Source organism: Chitinophaga caeni, assembly GCF_002557795.1.
Taxonomy (GTDB): domain Bacteria; phylum Bacteroidota; class Bacteroidia; order Chitinophagales; family Chitinophagaceae; genus Chitinophaga; species Chitinophaga caeni.
This window is the reverse complement of the sequence record NZ_CP023777.1, coordinates 88,232-104,513: the sequence shown is the minus strand read 5'-3', so window position 1 is coordinate 104,513 and position 16,282 is coordinate 88,232. Positions and strand designations below refer to the sequence as shown.

Annotated in this window: 11 protein-coding genes; 7 read left to right on the top strand and 4 right to left on the bottom strand. The window is 44.1% G+C overall.

Annotated features, from left to right (window positions below):
• Positions 1 to 41 precede the first annotated feature (41 nt).
• From COR50_RS00475 to COR50_RS00465, 3 genes are all read right to left on the bottom strand, one after another.
• Positions 42 to 485 (bottom strand): GNAT family N-acetyltransferase, encoded by a 444-nt coding sequence (locus tag COR50_RS00475; protein WP_098192144.1) that lies wholly within the window; start codon positions 483 to 485, stop codon positions 42 to 44.
• A 92-nt stretch (positions 486 to 577) separates the two neighbouring features.
• Complete coding sequence (locus tag COR50_RS00470; protein ID WP_098192143.1) at positions 578 to 2,308, bottom strand: thiamine pyrophosphate-dependent enzyme; 1,731 nt, start codon at positions 2,306 to 2,308, stop codon at positions 578 to 580.
• A 393-nt stretch (positions 2,309 to 2,701) separates the two neighbouring features.
• A complete protein-coding gene (locus COR50_RS00465; RefSeq protein ID WP_098192142.1) occupies positions 2,702 to 5,236 on the bottom strand; it encodes a gliding motility-associated C-terminal domain-containing protein in 2,535 nt (844 codons plus the stop codon).
• 301 nt (positions 5,237 to 5,537) lie between these two features.
• On the opposite strand from COR50_RS00465, the gene COR50_RS00460 reads away from it, so the two are divergent.
• From COR50_RS00460 to COR50_RS00430, 7 genes are all read left to right on the top strand, one after another.
• Positions 5,538 to 5,930 (top strand): HYC_CC_PP family protein, encoded by a 393-nt coding sequence (locus COR50_RS00460; protein ID WP_157760570.1) that lies wholly within the window; start codon positions 5,538 to 5,540, stop codon positions 5,928 to 5,930.
• Positions 5,931 to 6,043: 113 nt separating this feature from the next.
• A complete protein-coding gene (locus tag COR50_RS00455; protein WP_098192140.1) occupies positions 6,044 to 6,712 on the top strand; it encodes a DUF3347 domain-containing protein in 669 nt (222 codons plus the stop codon).
• Positions 6,713 to 6,729: 17 nt separating this feature from the next.
• On the top strand, positions 6,730 to 8,010 hold the full coding sequence (locus tag COR50_RS00450) for an efflux RND transporter permease subunit (RefSeq protein ID WP_098192139.1): 1,281 nt from the start codon (positions 6,730 to 6,732) through the stop codon (positions 8,008 to 8,010).
• A gap of 8 nt (positions 8,011 to 8,018) precedes the next feature.
• A complete protein-coding gene (locus COR50_RS00445) occupies positions 8,019 to 9,953 on the top strand; it encodes an efflux RND transporter permease subunit (RefSeq protein ID WP_098192138.1) in 1,935 nt (644 codons plus the stop codon).
• Positions 9,954 to 9,955: 2 nt separating this feature from the next.
• Positions 9,956 to 11,212, top strand: coding sequence for a TolC family protein (locus tag COR50_RS00440; protein ID WP_098192137.1), 1,257 nt, complete (start codon positions 9,956 to 9,958; stop codon positions 11,210 to 11,212).
• A gap of 12 nt (positions 11,213 to 11,224) precedes the next feature.
• Positions 11,225 to 12,319, top strand: a complete 1,095-nt coding sequence (locus COR50_RS00435; RefSeq protein ID WP_098192136.1) for an efflux RND transporter periplasmic adaptor subunit — start codon at positions 11,225 to 11,227, stop codon at positions 12,317 to 12,319.
• Between the two features lie 4 nt (positions 12,320 to 12,323).
• Complete coding sequence (locus tag COR50_RS00430) at positions 12,324 to 13,508, top strand: efflux RND transporter periplasmic adaptor subunit (protein ID WP_098192135.1); 1,185 nt, start codon at positions 12,324 to 12,326, stop codon at positions 13,506 to 13,508.
• A gap of 84 nt (positions 13,509 to 13,592) precedes the next feature.
• Here the strand turns inward: COR50_RS00430 and COR50_RS00425 are convergent, their stop codons facing one another.
• Positions 13,593 to 16,187 carry a zinc-dependent metalloprotease gene (locus COR50_RS00425; RefSeq protein WP_232516236.1) on the bottom strand — a complete coding sequence of 865 codons (2,595 nt, stop codon included), beginning with the start codon at positions 16,185 to 16,187 and terminating at the stop codon, positions 13,593 to 13,595.
• Positions 16,188 to 16,282 lie beyond the last annotated feature (95 nt).

Below are 16,282 nucleotides of genomic sequence, written 5' to 3'. Positions count from 1 at the left end.
TTTTATCTTAATATACTAATGTAAAGATTTTGTATTGATTTTTATAAGGTATAATAAAAATGTATTACATCCTCGCCATTCGTAGGACGTGTTTTCTTATAAAATTCAACAGCGTGGATATCCTCTAAATCTGCCTGGACGAATACTTCCTCATATCCATGTTCCCGGCAATAATTATTGAAGAACTTTATTAATTGCTGCCCATTGCCCAGTCTTTGGAAAGCAGGTAAAACTGCTAGGTCATAAATATATGCCAAGGGTTTTTCGCTATAATATAAATCTAGCCTAAAAGCAGTTAAGCCGCCTATTATCCTACCATCTTCTTCGGCGATGAAGGCCATAAAATTTGGCTTATCCAGTATACTAAGCAGGTAGGTCGTTGAAGGCATCTTGAAATCTTTCATTTCGAATGTTTCCCCGAATACTTTGATTAGGGTTTGAAATGAATGTATATCATCCGGGGCAATTCTTTTAATATGTAACATAGCGTTAGTTGAACTTTAGTTAGCATATAAAATCTCCCTGCTAATCTCTGAAATCAAGAAGTAGCGGGGAGATTTTGTTTTAAGAATTATTTTTATAGCACATCCTTTATATGCCGGGTGTTTGTTTTTACCGTATCAAATACTTCACTAAACCGGCCATTTAAAATCATTTTCGACATGGAAAGAGCAAATCCTTTAACTTGGTCGAAAGCCACCTTGGGCGGCATCGCCAACGCATTTGGATCTGTAAATACATTTATTAGCGCCGCTCCTTTATGCTCAAATGCAGCTTTCAATGTTGAAGCCGCTTCCTTGGGATCTTCTATGGTAAAGCTCTGGATGCCCATCGCGGTCGCAACGAGTGTAAAGTCAGGGTTGACCATATTAGTTTGCCAATCCATTAACCCGGCCACCTCCATCTCTAGCTTAACCATACCTAGGGAGCGGTTATTGAATACGATTAGTTTAACCGGTAATTTATATTGTGCGATTGTCATTAAATCGCCTAGTAACATGGAGATACCACCATCACCGCAAAAGGCAACGGTTTGTCTACCCGGTTGTGATAATGCCGTACCGATAGACATGGGCATCGCATTGGCCATAGAACCATGGTTGAACGAGCCCAGCATTTCCCTTCCGGCGGCAGGCGAAATAAATCGGGCAGCCCACACATTGCACATCCCGGTATCTACGCAAAATATAGCGTTAGGATCGGCTATTTTATCCACTAGCTGAGCGATGTATTCAGGATAAATACTGCCTTTTTCTCCCTGTTCTCCCGTGGCCATGCCATGTTTAACTTCGTGGAATTCATCCAGGTGTTTATCAAGGTGGTCCCGGTTGCTTTTTTGTTGCAACAGTGGAATCAATGCAACCAGGGTGTCATTGATATTGCCGCATAAGCCCATGCTTAGGTTGGCCCGTCTTCCAAGGAGTTCAGGCTTGATGTCTATTTGGATGATTTTTCCTTTGACTTCTAGGAATGGCGCATAGGGGAAATCTGTCCCTAACATGAGTAGCACCTCTGCATCGTGCATACTGGAATAACCCGAGGTTAAGCCAAGTAAGCCTGTCATGCCTACAGCATGATCCTTATCACCTTCCAGGTACATCTTACCGCGGTAAGAATAGGACACCGGCGCTTGCAATTTTGAAGCCAGTGCATGTACATTTTCCCGGGCATCTTTACATCCGGCGCCACCGTAAATAGTAATCTTATCATGTTTGTTAAGAATATCGGCAAGCGCTTGTAATTCGTTCGGTGAAGGGGTGATTTTGGGCTTCGGGAAATATGTTTGTATGGAAGAAGGAACCTCGCTTGCCGGCATTTCTGCAACATCGCCCGGTAAACCAACCACCGCAACACCTTTGGAATGGATGGCGGTTTGCAGCGCATGTTGCATCATGCGTGCAAATTGATGCGGCGTATTTGCTATTTGATTATAGTAACTGCAATCGTCAAATAATTTTATCGTATTAGTTTCCTGGAAATAATTCGTACCAATCTCCGTGGTATTACAGGTAGAAGCTATCGCAATGACAGGCGCACCGCTGCGATGGGCATCATATAAACCATTTATCAAATGAACATGCCCGGGGCCGCTACTGCCCATGCAACAACCGATCCCGTTTAATTGTGCATCGGCACTCGCTGCATAGGCGCCGGCTTCTTCGTGCCTGACATGAATCCATTGTATACTCCCATCTTTACGGATGGCATCGTTCACCGGGTTTAAACTATCTCCTGTAACGGCGTATACCCTTTTAACGCCTGCCTGTACCAGCATGGATACTAATTGATCTGCTACTGTAGTTGCCATAATTATATTAATTGTTGTGTTAGTATAACAATGAAGCAGTTGTTTGGTTGGTGAAGACAAATTCCGCTAAGAATATTTAACATTCTTAAAATGAACTCTAGTTAAATTTCATTGTTGTCCGGCTAAAAATGCTTTAAAGGTACTTGAATACCTTACCTGTTCAAGGATATAAGCGAAGGATGATACATTCACCCCCCCCCCGCCAAGAGAACCGTGGAACTTCGCACCGTTGATAGCGAAGGGTAGCTTGGCCATACAGTAGTAGAAAGGCCAGACCGAGGGATCAAATTGCTCCCCGGCTAAAATTTAGTCGGACAACAATGATTAAATTTAATAAAAAATCCCCGGCAATTATTTTACCGGGGATCTTCGCGAAAAGTTCTAATTATATTATTATCGAACTAATGTTAACGTACCCTTTTTCGAAATGATCTGTTTGTTTTCATCTACGTAGCGGATCATCACGGTGTATGTTCCCACTTCCTGCGGTTTCCCGGCATTGTTGCCATCCCAACCTTTAGACATATCTTGACTCATGAATAGCAGGTTGCCCCAGCGATTGTAGATCCTCATTTCGAAGATTGAAGGACTGCCGATTCCCTTTACACGGAATACATCGTTCACGCCGTCACCGTTAGGTGAAAAAGCATTCGGGAAAGCATATGTAATGCAGTTCGGGTCGGATTGAAGCGTAATGGATGCCGTGTTGGCACAACCATTCGCATCGGTACCGGTTACCGCGTATACTGCACCATCTATAACGGTGACCGTAGGTGTTGCCGTGGTGCCGCCCGTCATATTGGTTTTCGGTGTCCAATCGTATGTTAAAGCCCCCGAAGCGGACAGTGTTATATCAGAATTTGCGCAAATACCGGCGGTTATCGGTGCAATTTGTACATTCGGAACATCGTACACCGTAACGGTTTTCAACCTGGCGCTACTGCATTGTGTTGCTGATGGATCAATCAAACCTACATTATAGGTACCTGGAACGTCCCAACGAACTTGACGTGTATTGCCGCTTCCGGATACAATTTGACCGCCATCTACTTCCCATGAAGCATTTGCAGGCATTGCGCCGTTAAGTGTAAGGGTTAATGTACTATTCAAGCAAATATCGTTGACGCTAAAATCCGGTAAATCATTTACCAGCACCATATAGGGAACCGCTACACGGTTACTTTCACAGCCGTTGGCATCGATAGAAGTAACATAAGCCTGGTCGTTGATCAGACCCGGGGCATCTGTTTGCGCAATGAGCGGGTTGGTAACACCCGCACCGCCTGAAACAGTGGTATACCATGCTAAGGCAGTTCCGGTGGCCGGGGTTGCTGCGAGTGGACCGCCCGGTTGTCCTTCACAAAATACTGGAGGCGTTGGAACTGTAGGCTCCGCCGGCGCTGCTGTAATCGTGATAGGTACCTCCGTCCTGGCCGATTCGCAGTATTGACCATTCGTAGCCGCTATCCACCAGCTATAATTCCCGGCAGCAGTTGTATTTGTTTGAGGGCGCGTGGTGCCGGTACCGCCGGAAGACATGTCGTACCAAATGAAATCCCCGGTAGGGTTTTCTATAAGTACAGGAGCTGAATTTTGACAATAAACCTGTGTTGTAACGGGTTGTGGAGCCGCGGGAGCATTATCCACATTTACTTCGATAGAAGCAGGGGCACTGTTACAAGTTTTATAGTTCGTTACGGCATTACCGATTTGCAAAGTTTGATAAACATACCAAGTTTCCTGTTTTACCTGGTCTGTAACCACGGTTGGCGCCACACTTGTTGGTGTTCCCGGAGTGCCTCCCGTAGTCTGATACCACATCAGGTTTGATCCGATCGCAAAATCAGATAAAGGCGGGGCGGTATTGCCAACGCAGAAAGTAACAGGTGAATTTACAACTGGCGGTTGCAAATCGGGTCCCACGATGAAATCAACATTTACAAGGTTACTGCCGCAACCGAAGCCATTCCGCTGTTCAACATAATAACGGGTCGTTTGACCGGGTACGGAAACATCGATAGTTGGTTGGGTCGTAGTTCCGGTTCCCGTGGGATCATTATACCAATATAGAGTATTACCGGGCTGTGCCACCACGTTTCTCAAGGTAGGGCTACTTTCCTGGTAACAAAAATATTCTTCATAGCTAGATGACGGCCAGCTAGGGCTAGGATGCACAAGAACCTGTACTTCAACCCTGGGACTTTCGCAACTTCCCGGGTCGGTAGCTGTTACAAAATAGGAAGTCGTTCCTGTACTTAAAGTACCCGGGATTGGCGGTGAAGGGTATTCAGTGCCGCCTGAAGCAGCATCATACCACCTTAAATTATTCCCTGTTGCACTAGATAACTGGTCTATTTGCCCGCTGATACCGCCATTGCCCGGCGTGCTGTATTGACAAAGCTCTACATTGTTAGCAGTAGGAGCAGCAGTTTGAGCTTGAACAATGATAGTGAGCGTTTCCCTCGGCGTTTCATTCGTGGTAACAGGGTCATATGCTGAAACATAGTAAACGCTCGTTCCAGCGACTGTTGGATCCGGGCTCAATGGAGTTGAAGTACTCCCGGTACCGCCGTTGGGCGTGGTGTACCACAATATCGTAGCATAACCCGGTGGGGTAGTTACGAAATTGTCCATCGTGGGTATACTGCTATTAAGACAATATGTATAAGTATCATTCGTAAGTACCGGGGGAGGAGCCATTGTGCTGGCAAATTTCCCGGTTTCAATCGTTGTAGGAACTATGGCCGCCTTTTTACCTTTCCCGGAAATTGTTGACTCCTTGTGCCTATCGGCTAAGGTAACAATGTCCCGGCTGTTTTCATTGGCACCGGTAGCATTTAGGTCGACATAGAATGTGGTTGCGTTGGCAATGTTTAGGCTTCCCAAAAGTATGGCACTTAACCCCCAACGCTTAATTACAATATGCATAAGGACAAATTATAACTGGGTATATTACTCAATTTAACTTTAAAATTACAAATAATACGATAATTCATATATTTAAATATTAGAAAATATAATTTTATGACATAGATTTTTATACCCCGGCATTTCGTATATTGATACAGAATTGGTTATGAAAGTGGTCAAAAGGATTTTTTTTATCCACTTTTTATTGGTTAGTAATGAAAGCGATAGGTTAATTGCCCAAATTATATAAAACATTCCCATAATTTTATAATAATTTCCAGCTAATTGACCCCTACTTTTGTGGTAGTCACCGTTTTATATGAAATCGATATTTCTTATCATATTAAGCACTTTTTATTTAAGCAGCACCTCCGGGGCAGTGATTAATTTTCATTACTGCATGGGGAAGCTCGCAAAAGTGTCATGGTTTGAAGAGTCGAATATTTGTTCAAAATGCGGTGCTAAGAAATCTACGAAAAAATCTTGCTGTTCCGATGACAGCATTATGGTGAAAACAGTGGATCACACGGCGGGAGATACTATTCATTTACCTGTTGAATTCATTTCGGACTTACCTCCAAAATTATGGGCGCCCATCCAAGATATTTATATCCCTGTATTAGTTCAAAATAGGCTTCCATGGGTGCACGGTCCCCCGGGTAGAACTTGTCTTACCCCCGTATATTTATTGAACTGCAATTTCCTGATCTGATACCCCGAACTTGTTTATAGGTTTACTATGGCTGCAACCCTGCAACCCTAGCAGAACCTATTTTTATTTCTGCACGATAGACTCAACTATTCACTTATAAATCTGTAATTACTATGAAAAGGTTGTTTTTCCCTACCTGCGTATTGGCAGGACTGGCGCTTGTTGCTTGTAACAATAATCCGAAAAACGCTTCCAAACAAGGGGAAGATTCTACCCAAATGATGCATGCAAACCATGAAATGCACGGAGCTCAAGAAGGTCATGACGGGCACCAGGGACACGACATGGATAATATGGAACAAGGCAATACTGCTTTAGCACGTTTTGAAAATGTACCTAAGGAAGTAGGCCAACATATCGCGCAAGTGCAGCAACATTACTTAGCCTTAAAGGACGCCCTCGTGAAAGACGATGCCAAAACAGCGGCCGGGAGCGCAAAGCAAATGGTAGCTTTGATAGATGGCTTTGACCTTTCACATGTGCCCGTAGCGCAATTAGATGCCTACCGCATGCCCATAGATCGCATCCAGAAGCAAGGCAGTGCTATTTCTATGACCGATGATATCGAATCACAACGATTAGCATTTTCACAATTAACCGAGGGCGTTTACAATCTCAGCCAACAATTCGGTGCACCCGGTGGTGCGCTTTATTATGATCATTGTCCCATGGCATTTAATAACAAGGGCGCTAATTGGTTAAGCAACCGCAAGGAAATCGAAAACCCCTATTTCGGGGATAAAATGTTGTCCTGTGGAAGTACCAAGGCCACGATACAATAATTTAAATCTACTGTAAAGTGATTCAAAAAATTATTTCTCTCTCCCTGAAGAACAGGCTAATAGTGCTTCTTTTAGCGCTTGGCCTGTTTTCCTGGGGAATCTACGCGGTGAAAAATAATCCTGTTGATGCGATTCCCGATCTCTCCGAAAACCAGGTCATCGTGTTTACCGAATGGATGGGCCGGAGCCCGCAGGTTATAGAAGACCAAGTCACTTTCCCGCTAGTCAGCAACTTGCAAGGCATACCGAAAGTGAAAAATGTTAGGGCTAGTTCCATGTTCGGGATGAGTTTCCTGTATATCATCTTCGATGATGATGTAGATATTTATTGGGCAAGAACGAGGGTGTTGGAAAGACTTAATTACGCGCAACGCTTATTACCCGAAAACGTCGTGCCGACCCTTGGTCCCGATGGTACCGGTGTCGGTCATATTTTCTGGTACACGCTCGAAGCTAAGAATATGAATTTGGGAGAGCAAAGGGCCTTGCAGGATTGGTATATCAAACTGGCTTTGCAAACGGTTCCCGGCGTGGCGGAAGTGGCATCGTTCGGCGGGTTCGAGAAACAATACCAACTTGTTGTTGATCCGGCCAAACTACAATTTTATAACCTTTCCCTCATGGATGTGATGAACAAGGTTAAAGCCAATAACAATGATGTTGGTGGAAGGAAATTCGAAATGAGCGATATGGCTTATATCATCCGTGGTTTAGGCTACGTAAAAAGTAAGCAGGACCTCGAAAATATTGCTTTGAAAAGTATCAATGGAACGCCGGTGCTGGTAAAAGACATAGCTACCGTGCAAATGGGAGGGGATCTCAGGCTCGGAATCTTCGATGAAAATGGAGAAGGAGAAGTTGTAGGAGGTATCGTGATTATGCGCTACGGGGAAAATGCAAATGCCGTAATCGATGCTATAAAAGAAAAGATGAAGGAAGTGGAAAAAGGCTTGCCGGAAGGTGTGACGTTTAAAGTAGCTTATGATCGAAGTGAATTGACATTAGCGGCAATCAAGAATATAAAATGGAAATTGATCGAGGAGATGATCGTCGTTTGTTTTATCGTGTTCATATTTCTGTTTGATTGGCGGAGCGCAATGAGCATCATTATTCAAATACCTATCACGATTGCCATAAGTTTCTTATTGCTAAATGCTTTCGGTATCTCTTCTAATATCATGTCATTAACCGGTATCGCGTTGGCCATCGGCGTTATCGTGGACAACGGCATCATCATGTCTGAAAATGCATACCGCCATTTGTCGCTGAGACAGGAAGAAGGAAAAAACGCTAAATGATCTGAACGATGAATCTATTTTCAAGAAATAAAACAAAAGGACTGGCCCGGATACCGGAAACTGAACGCTTGGCTATCATCGAAAAATCTTGCCAACAAGTTTCCAGGGGAGTTTTCTTCGCGACAATCATTATCATCGCCTCCTTCCTGCCCGTTTTTATGCTGACAGGACAAGAGGGTAAATTATTCCACCCACTTGCATATACCAAAACATTCATCATGTTAGTGGATGCTTTATTGGTAGTGACATTGGCGCCCGTGTTGATTTCATTTTTTATGAAGGGTCGTTTCCGTCCCGAACATCAACAGCCGGTAAACCGCTTCCTGGAAAGCATTTATGAACCCTTGATACGCAAGTGCATCCACTGGAGGAAAACCACGATCGGTATTAACTTGCTGGCATTAGCCATAAGTATTCCGCTGGTGCTGAGCTTGGGCCGCGAATTTATGCCGCCATTAGATGAAGGCTCTATACTCTTCATGCCCGTTACTTTACCGGATGTTTCCAATACGGAGATCAAGCGTATTTTACAGGTGCAGGATAGGATCATCAAAACGGTTCCGGAAGTAAAGAATGTGCTGGGTAAAGCTGGTCGTGCAAATACTGCCACCGATAATTCACCCATGAGCATGATCGAGACGATCATCTTGTTGAAGCCGAGGTCGGAATGGCGCGAAGGATTTAATAAAGAAGATATCATCAACGAGTTGAATGCAAAGTTGCAGATACCGGGCGTCACCAACGGGTTTACACAACCTATCATCAACCGTATCAATATGCTCTCTACCGGGATTAGAACCGATGTTGGTATCAAGGTGTACGGCCAGGATTTGAATGAAATCAATCAACTGGCGCAGGAAGTAAAAAATGCGCTAACCGGTATCGAGGGGGTTAACGATTTATACGTTGAACCAATTACCGGTGGTAAATATCTCGATATACAAATAAACAGGGAAGCCATCGCCCGTTACAACCTTTCGATTGACGATGTGAATGCGTTGATCGAAACAGCTTTAGGTGGAATGAGACTTACGACCACCATTGAAGGAAGGCAAAGGTTCAGCGTGAATGCAAGGTTTGGACAAGACGCCAGGAACAGCCTCTCCAACATCCGGCAATTGCAAGTACAAACAAAAGATTATGGCCCCGTACCCCTTTCTGATCTCGCAACTATTGATTGGACGGATGGCCCGGCAATGATTAACTCTGAAAATGCGCTATTGCGTGGAACGGTGCTCTTTAACGTGCGCGACAGGGATCTAGCCAGCACGGTACAAGAGGCCAAAGACCAATTGGAGAAAGTGATGAAGAAATTGCCAAAAGGATATTTCCTGGAGTGGAGCGGTCAATATGAAAACTTGATACATAGCGAAAGAACACTAATGTTAATACTCCCCATTGTCGTGCTGATAATATTTGCCTGTATGTATTTCGCATTTCATAGCGTTAGGGAAGCGCTGCTTAGTTTGATTACAGTGCCATTCGCATTGATCGGTGGGGCTTACATGATTTATTTGTGGGATGTACACCTAAGCGTTGCTGTTGCAGTGGGATTTATCGCGTTGTTTGGATTGGCTGTTGAAACGGGAATCGTCATGGTAATTTATTTGAATGACGCTATGCAGCAATTAGTGGCTAAGAAAGGAAATTCAAGGGATAGCATCTCTTTCAATGATCTTAAAGAAGCTGTCATAGCTGGTGCAGCGAAGCGTTTGCGACCTAAGCTCATGACAGTTTCGGTATCCTTGTTCGCATTGTTACCTATACTTTGGAGTCACGGTGTTGGAAGCGATGTGATGAAACCCATCGTATTGCCAATGGTAGGTGGGGTATTGACTTCCGCTACGCATATTTTATTAGTTACTCCACTGATTTTCTTAATGACCAAGGAATATGAATTAAGGAAGTATGGAAAAATTGAAGTGTTAGATGCAAAACATTGATCATGAAAAAAATTGTCGCGATATATATTGTTTTATTATCCTGGGCTAGCCGCACGATGGCCCAGGAAGTAATGGGTCTCGATTCGATCTTAAATCGGATTGAAACGAATAACCCGTCACTGAAGGTGTACCTGGCCGAAGCTAATGCCATGGATGCCGCGGTAGATGGTGCATATAGCTGGATGGCGCCTACTGCCGGGGCGGGAGTTTTTATGGCCCCTTATGATATTTCCAAATGGAAGTCCGGCGGAATGGGAAACAATGGGATGGGGGCGGTCATGTTTTCTGTCGAGCAAATGCTTCCCAATACCCGTAAACAAAAAGCCAACGCCGCATTCTTGTCGGCACAATCTAGTGTACAAAGAAGCGCGGCCGGTGTGGAACGCAATGTCCTTTTTGCACAGGCAAAAATGGCATATTATAACTGGTGGGTTGATGAAAAGATGTTACGTGTGCTGGATGAGAATGAACAATTGCTCAACTTTATGATACAGGCTGCCGAGATTAGGTATAAAAATGGCTTGGGGAAGATCAATGCTTACTATAAAGCAAAGGCAGCCCTTGCTAAATTGGGCAATGATCGGCTGAACTTTCTAAATGAAATACGTAAACAACGAATTTTACTAAATGCATTTATGTATAGACCGGCAAATACATCTTTTGATATCGACAGTGTTTTACCCGAGAAAAATATACTGTTATTGAAGCCGGATTCGAATTTGTTGGTCGCAAATCGTAGCGACATTCAAATGGTAGATGATTTAATACATGTAAATGAAGTAGAAGGCAGCAAAGAGAAAACGGAACTGAAGCCGGAATTTGGGATCAAGTATGATCATATGGTGGGCTTTGGTAACCAACCGCAACAATTTTCCTTGATGGGCATGATGAAATTGCCGATGTTGCCCTGGAGTTCCAAAGCAACTAAAGCGAAGCTGGAGAAATTGAAATGGCAACAGGTCGCGTTGGAACAAAAGAGATCATCTATCGTTAATGAAGCATTGGGTAGAGCGTTCGGGTTGAAAAATGACCTGCTTACGAAACGGGAACAATTAAAACTATACCGTGAACAGATTATCCCGTCTTTGGAGAAGAATTATAAGGCAATTTTATTGGCATATCAACAAAACACCTCCGAATTATTCGAATTATTCGATGCCTGGGAAGCTTTAAATATGGCCCAGTTGGAATATTGGAATCAACAGAAAGCCTGGTTCAGCTTATTGGTGGAATATGAGAAAATATTGGAACAAGCATAAATACATGTTATTATGAAATATTACTGGATATTCTTTTTACCGTTATTCTTTGCTTGTAAACCATCGCCGCAACCTGTGCGGCACCAGTCCGATATTACGGGCGAGCTGTTGCAGGATACCGGCTTACGAAAACTCCTGGAGGCTTCAGATCAAGTAGTGGTGAGCAACCTTGCAACTGTTCAATTAAAACATGGGCAGCTTGTCCCGGTTTTAGTTTCGCATGGAGGAGTTGAGTATGATGATCGGTCTGATGCTGCTATCGTGTCGAATGTTGAAGGGCGCATTGAACGCCTCTTCGTGAAATCGGCTTTTGAAACGGTCAAGAAAGGACAAGCCATCGCGGAAATTTATAGTCCAAGCCTGGTTACCGCGCAGGAACAATTGCTCTTGATTTACCAGCAGGATAAGGATAATAAATCCTTATTGAATGCCGCGCGCGAAAAGTTGATTTTACTCGGCATGACAAGCAAACAGGTAAATAATATCTTGGCTAGCGGAAAGCCTAATTACCGGGTAGTAATTTATAGCCAAGCCGCTGGCATCCTGCTTGAACCGGGTTTGGCAATTAATAAAAATATGGTAACTCAACCGCTACAGTTAAAGGAAGGAGCATATGTAAAGAAAGGTCAGACTTTGCTTAGTGTAAGCGATAATGATCAACTCCGTATCGCCGTAAGCATCAACCCCGATCAACAAGGATATATTAAAAATGGTACGACAGCCAGGGTAGTTAACGGGAAACAAGAGTTTAGGGGCCGGGTGAATCTCCTGGAGCCCTTTCCCAGGGATGGAGAACGCTTTTTGATGGCAAGAATCCCGGTACCAAAAGAGAATAACTCTTTTCAAGTAGGCGCCGATGTTGAAGTTTACACTTATCCCGGCAAGGTGGAAGCCAATTGGTTGCCAGCCGAGTCCGTCGTTTCGCTGGGAAATCATTCCGTGGTATTTGTAAAAGAAAATGATGTTTTTGTGCCAAGGAAAGTTAAAACCGGCTTGAAATACGATGGTAAGATCGAAGTATTAATGGGGCTGGATACAACTGACCGGGTTGCTGTAAACGGCCAGTTCTTATTAGATAGCGATAGTTTCGTTCACTTAAATAATTAGGATAATGAGATATTTGATATGCATATTATTACTTGCCGGTCTTTATTCTTGCTCTGGAGGAAATAAGGCTAATGAGGAGGTGAATAGCGATGTTTATTATACCTGTAGCATGGATCCGCAAGTGATTTCCAATAAGCCGGGTACTTGTCCCATTTGCCATATGGAACTGACCCCGGTTAATAAAAAATCGATGGCTGTAAGCAATAGTATAGAGTTAAGTGAGCAGCAAGTGCTGTTGGGAAATATTCACGCGGATACTATCGGTCAATATGCTACCCGTGGAAATTTGCTACTGAATGCTGAGCTAAGTCCCGACCAGGAAGCCTTACAGGTAATGAGCGCTAAAATTCCCGGAAGGTTAGATCGCTTGTATTTTAAAACTAGTGGCGACTTTGTCAAGAAAGGGCAAGCCTTGTTTCAAATCTATAGTGAACCGATGTTTACGGCGCAGCAAGAGTTATTAACATTGGTAGCGCAACAGGCGGCGTTGAAGAATCATTCTATCGATTTTGAACAATTGATCCGCGGGGCCAAGCATAAATTATTGCTGTGGGGAATGACTCATCAACAGCTGGGCGCAATGCTTGAATCGGGTAAAGCAAATCCTATAACAACAATATACGCGGATCGTTCAGGTTATATTAAAGAGGTGAATGCGCAAGAGGGAGCTTATGTTGCGGAGGGCAGCCCGGTACTCTCGTTATTACAATTGGATCCTATTTGGGTGGAAGCCCAGGTATATGCTTCGCAGGTGGCTCAAGTGCGGTTGCCGGCGAAGGCAAGGGTTTCCGTGGAAGGTATAGAGGGTGTTTATAACATTACACTAGATAAAATGAACCCGCAACTACAAACGGGTAGCAGGTTGAACTTGATCCGGGGAAAACTGGACAATCCAGGCCAGGTATTCAAACCTGGTATGCAGGCGATGGTAAATATTCAGCAAGCATTAGATACTTCCTTGACTTTGCCTATTGATGCTATTATCCGGGAAGAGGGCATGGAGATGATCTGGGTTCAAGATTCAATTGGTAAATTCAGCCGTAAGATGATAAAAACCGGGCAAGAAGTGGGGAACCGTGTTACAGTTAAAGGTATCAATCCAGGCGAAGCCGTGGTTACCAGCGGTGTGTACCTATTGAACAGCGAGTATAAATTGAAAAATGGCGCCGGGATGGAACATATGCATTGATCAGGGAAAAAAATGCCGCGATCCTCGTCGTATAGACACGGTTTGCAGTGTCTCCTTTGCGAACGTGAATCGCGGCGAAAAAAATTATTTTACAGCCAAAGCCTTGTCAATTTGAAACACCAGGTTGGCCCTGTGTGCCTTGGTTGCCTCGTTAGGGGAGGCCGCTGAAGCTAGTGAACTGCGAATTTTCTTCAAATTGTAAATTACCGCACCCTTCGCTACGTCATCGTGAGCTTTGGATGCCGGGATACTACATAACATTTCTACATATTCATTTTGCAAATATTGGCGGTATACATTTACCGAAGTACTCATATCGGCCGCGAAAATCGCTTTCGTTAAATCACTTAACATATCTGCCACGCTGTATTCATTACCGTACAAGCTTGTATTGGTAATTCTTTGCATCGTTACGGGATGCAACAAGTGAGCCAACGCACCGGAACCTTGAATGCTACGCGTGGAAGACGTGATTTTCGGATCTTCGGAAGTGGTGAAGAAGTTGAACCCGCGGCGTTGCATTTGTAAGTATGGATATAATACTTCATCAGCTTTAAATGCATCCGGTGCGAAGATGTATTTTGACAATACTTGCATCGCTTTCTTCTGCGTTGCTGCCGGAACTGGGGTGAATGGCTTGGTAGTAGTATTTTGTCCTACAAAACTGCGGTCAATATAAACCCCGCCGATGTAACGGCTCAATACGGAAGTCATGCTGACGCGTTGGTTTTGCAAATACCCGAACCTGGAACGCAGTTCCTGGTATGATTGCCCGGGTTTGCTATATTTAGCTCTTAACCGTCCCATCAGGTTATTCACGATCTGGAACCTTTCAGCAGCATAATCTATCGCGTCGCTGGTTAAGTCATTGATCATCACGCGGGGATCGATGGCTTTACCCGGAGAACGCATATCATCTGCGTCGTTGCCGAAAGCTAGTTTCGGATCGGTGCTGCGGGAAGCGATATTATTTAATATAGCTTCTTCATTTTGCGGTGTGGTTTCCACGTAACCATACTCTATGGCCCATAAATCGTAAGGACCGGGTTTGGTTGTGTAATAATCACCTTGCTGGGCAGGATCCAAGGCTATATTAATGGCAGGGTAATCCATAACAGAACCGATCAGGCCATATTTATGGGTTAATGAAGTATCGTTGATTTCCTTCATCGACCACATTTGGCTCGATTTCATATTGTGATTCAATCCGAGGGTATGCCCCATTTCGTGGAGGATCAGGTAATATAGGAATTGTTTATGTGCAGTTGAAAGCGCTGCTGCCGTAGCGCCGTTCATCTCCATCAAGGTCGCGCCGGCAAGGAATTGCGCTTTCAATTCGTTGGCCATCGTACATTGGTGGCCATCCGGATGAAAGGCATGGTCTATTGCCTCTGAAGTATTGCCTTGGCCGGAGAATATGCCTTCAATGATCGGTGTAGAGCTACCCGTAGCCCATTCCACGGTAATGTCTGCACCTAGGATCTGCCCGGTTTCGGGGTTTACGAAGCTGGGCCCGATAGCGCCGTAGCTTGGTGTTGCACTGGCTACCCAGCGGATTACGTTGTAATCAACATCGGCAGCATCCCAAGTAGCGGTATCGGGTTGGATTTTCATTACCACGGCATTTTTAAAGCCTGCTTTCTCAAATGCTTCGTTCCACTTTTCACCCGCTTCCACGATCGTTTGACGGTATTCTAAAGGCGTTGTATTTTCAACATACCATACGATGGGTTTTACAGGTTCGCTGAGGGCGGCGCCGGGATCTTTTTTCTCTAGGTACCAACGGTGGATACGATCTTTATAAGGAGTAGCGGATTTCGTTGTTTGATCATTTACCTCGGTAGTAAAATAACCGATGCGGGGATCTTCCAACCTTGGCCTGAAATTATTTTGAGGCACCTCGATGAAAGTATGTTGCATCCTCACCCTTACGAAACGGGCATCGGTAATATCTTTCCCTCCTTGGTTAAAAGGCATGGGATTGTCATATGCTAAATCTACCTGTATGGCAGCATTCGTAGCATATGAATTTACCTTGTAATATTTTGATTTCCCACTGTTGAAATTACCTAGATTAAACACGGCAGTAGGCGGTGTACCCGGCGGCATCAAGGGTTTCACCGGATCCATCTTATCGCTGATCATTAAGCCGTCGATGCTTACAAGGTAGCCCTCATCATCTTCAGCGGCAATTTTGTCGTTAAAGAAAACGGATTCCGCGATGTCAACACCTTGAGTTTTGCTTACGGCATTATTTTTATCATAATAAAAGTTGGTATTTACCTGGGAAAATTCCAACTTATCATAATAATGTTTAATCTCGAAGACGAAGTTCGCGCGGTGCATACTTTGGTTTAGGAATAAACTGGTAGGCCCGTTAATTGAAAAACTTTGATAAACAAATGGTTTATCGAGTTGATCTTTCTTGATGTACATCTGTAAACTGCCGGTTACAGTATCCTGGTAGAAGGTGAATATTCCTTCTATTTTGCGGCTACTTTTAGTTTTCTCCCCGATGCTGGCTTTTTTCTTCGGAGGGGTAGCTTTTTTGCTCGTGTCGGCTGCCGCGGCAGTTGCTTCGGATTTTTTCTTCTTTTTTTGCGCCATACCATCGCCGGGGGCGAAAGTCATGGCCGCTAATCCTAGGCATAGTCCAACTAAGGGTAATTTATAGGTCATACGAAAAGCGGTTTAGATATATAAAATAGTATAATTTTTTATGTGATATCAATTAAAGTTGATGGGCGGTCAGGCCTACTGCTTCCATATTTCAG

Excerpts from the sequence above, each read along its gene's own strand:
- COR50_RS00475 (WP_098192144.1), bottom strand. The coding sequence starts at position 485 with ATGTTACATATTAAAAGAATTGCCCCGGATGATATACATTCATTTCAA.
- COR50_RS00470 (WP_098192143.1), bottom strand. The coding sequence starts at position 2,308 with ATGGCAACTACAGTAGCAGATCAATTAGTATCCATGCTGGTACAGGCA.
- COR50_RS00465 (WP_098192142.1), bottom strand. The coding sequence starts at position 5,236 with ATGCATATTGTAATTAAGCGTTGGGGGTTAAGTGCCATACTTTTGGGA.
- COR50_RS00460 (WP_157760570.1), top strand. The coding sequence starts at position 5,538 with ATGAAATCGATATTTCTTATCATATTAAGCACTTTTTATTTAAGCAGC.
- COR50_RS00455 (WP_098192140.1), top strand. The coding sequence starts at position 6,044 with ATGAAAAGGTTGTTTTTCCCTACCTGCGTATTGGCAGGACTGGCGCTT.
- COR50_RS00445 (WP_098192138.1), top strand. The coding sequence starts at position 8,019 with ATGAATCTATTTTCAAGAAATAAAACAAAAGGACTGGCCCGGATACCG.
- COR50_RS00440 (WP_098192137.1), top strand. The coding sequence starts at position 9,956 with ATGAAAAAAATTGTCGCGATATATATTGTTTTATTATCCTGGGCTAGC.
- COR50_RS00435 (WP_098192136.1), top strand. The coding sequence starts at position 11,225 with ATGAAATATTACTGGATATTCTTTTTACCGTTATTCTTTGCTTGTAAA.
- COR50_RS00430 (WP_098192135.1), top strand. The coding sequence starts at position 12,324 with ATGAGATATTTGATATGCATATTATTACTTGCCGGTCTTTATTCTTGC.
- COR50_RS00425 (WP_232516236.1), bottom strand. The coding sequence starts at position 16,187 with ATGACCTATAAATTACCCTTAGTTGGACTATGCCTAGGATTAGCGGCC.